At 50.9% G+C, this 1,340-nt stretch carries 1 protein-coding gene and 1 pseudogene; one reads left to right on the top strand and one right to left on the bottom strand.

Going from position 1 to position 1,340, the window contains the following annotated elements:
- Positions 1-121: pseudogene (locus tag FDX19_RS25440) on the top strand (DNA-binding protein); the annotation flags it as partial.
- Between the two features lie 586 nt (positions 122-707).
- Here the strand turns inward: FDX19_RS25440 and FDX19_RS07765 are convergent.
- On the bottom strand, positions 708-1,340 hold a 633-nt coding region (locus FDX19_RS07765; RefSeq protein WP_170974361.1), incomplete at its 5' end, for a site-specific integrase.

The following is a 1,340-nucleotide window of genomic DNA, read 5'->3' as shown; positions in this document are numbered from 1 at the left end:
TCTGGCGCAGGGGTTCAGTGAAAAAGAGGTGCTGGCGATGACGGCAATGGATCTGGGGCACGGCGACGGGCGCGGACGGTATGTGGCGCAGGTGTACGGGCGGCGGGGTGATACCGACTGATAGCCATTCCCTTTCGTTATCCTCACGATCGGTTGATGTCTGCCGCATCATATTTGAGGCCAAATATGATGCGGTGATGACCTTTTAACCGTTCAGTTTCAATCGGCAATAGCTATTTAAAAGGTATTGCCTTCGTAAAACTCATTATTAATCGGTTTTCGTGCAAAATTATTTGGGGCCAAATAATTCTGTACGATTTTCTATCAATGATGAGCCATCAATCGTCAAAAACGATTCAGGGCTGTGGCCGGGATGGGATCACGGGGACTGCATCACGAAAATAAAAGGGTTGCGCCAGAAAAGGCGAAGGCAATAAGGGTAAAGGGCTGATAAGGGTAACAGCGCCAGCCCGGAAAAGGCTAAAGGGCTGAAAAGGCCTTAGTACTGGTGCAGTTCGATGAGTCCGATATTTACCTTGTAGTGTCTGGCGCAGGTAAACGGTGACAGTGAACTGGTGCAGTTATGGCGTATCGGCAAATCAGTTTCTGGTGCAGATTGCCTGGCGGCGATTTCCCAATGCAAAAAGCAGATCCGGATTCAATCAGGATCTGCTTTTTCATTTTTAACAAATTATACTGCTACTGGCTCAGGCTGCCTGATGCCGCCGCGCATAAATATACGGCGCAACATATCCATCTCGGCTCATATCCAGATAATCGGACCACCATTGCATCATGGCCTTGCGGGCATCCAGATGTTCCGCTTTATGTATATATGCTGCTCGCACGCTGTTTCGCTCCTGATGGCTCATCTGCCGCTCCACGGCATCCCGCGACCAGAGTTCAGATTCCACCAGTGCGCTACAAGCCATTGCCCTGAAGCCATGCCCGCAGACGTCGGTTTTGGTATCGTAGCCCATCAGACGCAGCGCCCGGTTGATGGTATTTTCACTCATCGGCTTATATGGGTTATGGTCGCCAGGGAAGACCAGGTCCAGATGACCGGAGATTTCCTGTATTTGCTTCAGAATGACTATAGCCTGCCGGGACAATGGCACAATATGCGGAGTGCGCATTTTTGCTCCACGACCTGAAAAACGAACTTTATCTATCGCCTCTCGGGTGGCGGGGATGGTCCAGATTTTATGTCTGAAATCTATCTCGCTCCAGCGGGCGAAGCGCAGTTCGCTGGAGCGGATAAACAGGTGGAGAGTCAACACCACCGCCAGTCTCGTAAGCTGCCGTCCCTGCTGATAGTCGCCAATGCGCTCAAATAATTC

It is taken from the genome of Citrobacter sp. wls619 (assembly GCF_005281345.1).
In the GTDB taxonomy this organism is placed as follows: Bacteria; Pseudomonadota; Gammaproteobacteria; order Enterobacterales; family Enterobacteriaceae; genus Citrobacter.
Note: the sequence above shows the minus strand (reverse complement) of the source record. Positions and strands in the feature narration are given on the sequence as shown.